Below are 4,116 nucleotides of genomic sequence, written 5' to 3'. Positions count from 1 at the left end.
CGCCCCGGGCCTCGACACGGTGCGGACGCTGGCCGGACTGGTGCGCCAACAGTTTGCCGGCCGGCCGGTGTTCGTCGACTTCTGGGCCTCGTGGTGCGGGCCGTGCATTGCCGAGTTTCGGCACGAGCCGGGCCTGCATGAGTTTGCCAGCAAAAACGGCATTGAGGTGCTGTACATCTCCGTTGACAAACCAGGGTTTCGGGAGAAATGGGCGGCGCTGGCGGCCAAAAACAACCTGCGCGGCTACCACTACCTGGCTTCGGAAGCCGTGCAACAGTCGCTGGAGAAGGTGATTCCCTACCTGCCCACCTACATGATTTTTGACAAAAACGGCCAGCTGGTGGAAGCCAGCGCCTACCATCCCAGCGACGGCGAGAAGCTGTACCAGCAGCTGCGCGAGCGGCTGGGGCTGCAGTAGCCGAAGCGGGTTTGGGCTTTTTTGCGTGCCTAAGTCCCGGTGCCGTCGCATCAGGCTCTGGAAATGACCCTGGCTTTCATTAATGAATTCACTATATTCAGTAATGAAACAGTTTTTCTCCTTTTTGACACTTTGCGGGCGAATAGTGGCCGGGCTATTGGTGGGGCCATTGGCGCCCCGAATGGCGGCGGCCCAGGCGCCCGCCTGGCAGACGGCTATTGCCACGCCCGGCACCAGTCTCGTAGTGCAGGCCGCCGCCCCCGATGCCGCTGGCAATCTCATTGTGGTGGGCAATTTCGCCAATTCGGCCACCTTCGGCACCACCACTTTCACCAGCACAGGCACCGGAAACGACGGTTTCGTGGCCAAGTGGAGCCCGGCCGCGGGTCGCTTTTTGTGGGCGCAGCAGATTTCGGGGCTGGATGGCGAATATGTGACGAGTGTGGCCGTGAGCGGTAGCCACATTTATGTGGGCGGCGTGTTTTCGGGGCGTATGGCCACCGTGGGCAGCGTCATGCTAAGCAACACCGACTTCATGGGCAACAACGACTTGTTTGTAGCCCGCCTCACCGATACGGGCACGGCCAGCACCATCGACTGGGCACTACGGGCCGGGGCACAACCCAGCGAAACCCTCACCGGCCTGGCCATAAGCGGCAACAACCTGTACGTAGTGGGTACCTATTCGGGCAGTGGCACCGTGCTCGGCACCATTGCCCTGAGCAATGCGGCGGCCTCGGGCTCGGCCAATATTTTCGTCGCCAAGCTGGTCGATGCCAGTTCCGCCGCCACCTTCGAGTGGGCCGTGCCGGCCGGAGGGCCAACGGGCGGCAACAACGTGGCCGCCGTTGCAGCCACCGGCAGCAGCGTATATCTGGCGGGCAGCTATTTGGGCACGGGCGTTCGCTTCGGGACACTGCTCCTGCCGCCCGCCAATAATATCGATTGCTACGTGGCCAAGCTTACCGATGCGGGCGGCACCGGCAGCTTTGTGTGGACGCAGGCAGCCGGCGGTACGCAGGGCGATGTAGTCACAGCCCTGGCCGTGAGTGGGCCTAATGTGTACCTGGCGGGGCGCTTCGCCAGCCCCACACTCACCATCGGCAGCAGCGTGCTGGCGAATACGGGCTCGCTCGATGCGTTTGTGGCCAAGCTCACCGACACCGGCAATGCCGGCAGCCTGGTATGGGGCCAGGCGGCCGGTGGCACCGGGGCCGAAGTCATCAATGCGCTGGCCGTGAGTGGCCCCCACTTGTACGCCACCGGGTACTCGAGTAGCCCACAGGCTAGCTTTGGCAGCGGCAGCATGGCCACCGTAGGCGACAACGATGCCTTCCTCACCAAACTCACCGATGCGGGCAGCACCGGCAGCTTCGCCTGGGTACGGCCGGCCGGCGGCACCGGCTTCGATAGCGGAGCGGCCGTGGTGATACAAGGCAGCCAAGTGTACGTGGCCGGTATTTTTACGAGTCCCGTCCTCACCTTTAGCCCCACCCTGGCGCTGGCCCGCCCCGGCCTGAGCTACGCCCTGTTTCTGGCCTCCCTCCCCGACGCCACCCTCACAGCCACCGCCCCAGCCCGGGGTGGCACGGGGCTTACGCTCTACCCCAACCCAGCTGGCGCCAGCACTACAGTACAACTGCCCGCCCTACCTGGCACAGCCGTGGTCACCATCGTCTTGTCCGATGCCTTGGGCCGGACCGTACGCGCCGCCACCGTTCCCATGCCCGCTACCGAACTGCGCTATGAACTTAGTTTAACTGGCCTTGCCCCTGGCCCCTACGTGTTGCAGACACAAACCGAAGCAGCCACTGCTACCCGGCGGCTACTGGTGAAATAGCGTGCCTCATAGCATAAAAAATGCCCACCGTTGCGCACGATGGGCATTTTTTATATACTACTAGTACAAAAGTCGCACAAAAAATCGATTATGAAGCGTGCCATTACCCTTCCATCACCTTATTCTGCCGGTTGATGGATTCCAAATGTACCGCTGCGAGGTATTGCTCCACAAACTCGGTGGTGAGGCCGACGGACGAGCCCTGGCGCTTGGCGCGCTCGAGCACCTCGTTCCAGCGGTTGGTTTGCAGGATGGTGATGTCGTTATCGCGCTTGTACTGGCCGATTTTTTCGGCCACGGCCATGCGGCGGCCCAGCAGCTGCATCACCTCGGCGTCGAGCTGGTTGATTTGCTCGCGCAGGCCGGTGAGGGCCGAAAGGAATTCCTGCTCGTTGGTGGTTTCGTGGCGCCACACGAGGTCTTCGATGAGGTCGCGCAGCACCTCGGGCGTGATTTGCTGCTTGGCATCGCTCCAGGCGTTGTCGGGGTCGATGTGGCTTTCAATCATGTTGCCGTCAAAGCCCAGGTTGAGGGCCTGCTGGGCCACAGCGGCCAGCGTGTCGCGGCGGCCGCAGATGTGGCTGGGGTCGCTGAGCAGCGGCAGGCCGGGCAGGCGGCGGCGCATCTCAATGGGCAGGTGCCACATGGGCGCGTTGCGGAAATCGGTGTTGCCGTAGCTCGAAAAGCCGCGGTGAATGAGGCCCACCTGCTCCAGCCCGGCCTTTTGCAGGCGCTCCACGGCGCCCACCCACAGCTCGAGCTCGGGGTGAATGGGGTTTTTGACGAGCACCGGCACCTGCACGCCGCGCAGCACGTTGGCGATTTCCTGCACCGAAAACGGGTTGCCCGTAGTGCGCGCGCCCACCCACAGAATATCGACGCCGAAGGCCAGGCAGTCCTCCACGTGCTTGGCGGTGGCTACTTCCACGGCAATGGGCAGGCCGGTGAGCTCGCCGGCTTTCTTGAGCCAGGGCAGGCCTTTGGTGCCGATGCCCTCGAAGCCACCGGGCTTGGTTCGGGGCTTCCAGATGCCGGCGCGCAGGGCCTGCACTTTGCCGGTGGCGGCCAGCCGCTGGCAGGTTTCGAGCACTTGCTCTTCGGTTTCGGCCGAGCACGGGCCGGCAATAAGGTAGGGTTTGTCGTCGGGCTGGCGGTTGAACAGGGCGGATTTCATGGGTATTCAGGGTTTGTTAATTTTTAATTATTGACTTTGGAGCGTCATGCTGAGCTTGTGGAAGCATCTCTCCTGCTTCGTTGTGGAAGCATTGATTACTTGCACGGTAGAGATGCTTCGACAAGCTCAGCATGACGTTTTTCTTTTCTCGTTCTACCCTTCACGGCAGAATCTTGCGAATGTGGTTGGCCTGCCGGATTTGCTCGGTCAGTCCCTCGTAGTCTTCCTGCGCCAGCAGCTCGCGCAGGTGCTGCAGCTGGTGCAGGTGCTCGTCGAGCACGTCGAGCACATTCAGGCGGTTTTGGCGGAAGATGGGCACCCAGGTGGCCGGCGCGCTCTTGGCCAGCCGCACCGTCGACTCGAAGCCGCCGCTGGCCAGGTCGAAGATGCGCTGCTCCTCCTTTTCCTTTTCGAGCACGGTGAGGGCCAGGGCAAACGAGGTGATGTGCGAGATGTGCGACACGTAGGCCGTGTGCACGTCGTGGTCGGCCCCGTTCAGGTGCAGCAGCCGCATGGGCAGCGCCTGAAACAGCGTGGTTACCAGCTGCACGGCGTCGGCGTCGCTGTTTTCGGCATCGCACAGCACCACCGTTTTGCCTTCGAACAGGCCCGACACGGCCGCTTCCGGCCCCGAATGCTCGGTGCCCGCCATGGGGTGCACGGCCACGAAGCGGCCGCGGCGCG

General features: G+C 62.9%; 4 protein-coding genes. 2 read left to right on the top strand and 2 right to left on the bottom strand.

What is annotated here, in order from left to right; genetic code table 11:
* Positions 1 to 418 (top strand): TlpA family protein disulfide reductase (locus ACYVDE_RS16280; protein ID WP_460502606.1); only part of this gene is annotated, 418 nt, incomplete at its 5' end.
* A gap of 103 nt (positions 419 to 521) precedes the next feature.
* Positions 522 to 2,258 carry a T9SS type A sorting domain-containing protein gene (locus ACYVDE_RS16275; protein ID WP_460502604.1) on the top strand — a complete coding sequence of 579 codons (1,737 nt, stop codon included), beginning with the start codon at positions 522 to 524 and terminating at the stop codon, positions 2,256 to 2,258.
* Positions 2,259 to 2,361: 103 nt separating this feature from the next.
* Here the strand turns inward: ACYVDE_RS16275 and ACYVDE_RS16270 are convergent, their stop codons facing one another.
* On the bottom strand, positions 2,362 to 3,432 hold the full coding sequence (locus ACYVDE_RS16270; protein WP_460502602.1) for a chorismate mutase: 1,071 nt from the start codon (positions 3,430 to 3,432) through the stop codon (positions 2,362 to 2,364).
* Positions 3,433 to 3,592: 160 nt separating this feature from the next.
* Positions 3,593 to 4,116: prephenate dehydrogenase/arogenate dehydrogenase family protein (locus ACYVDE_RS16265; protein ID WP_460502600.1), on the bottom strand; the 524-nt coding region annotated here is incomplete at its 5' end.

The organism is Hymenobacter agri, assembly GCF_054778495.1.
Note: the sequence above shows the minus strand (reverse complement) of the source record. Positions and strands in the feature narration are given on the sequence as shown.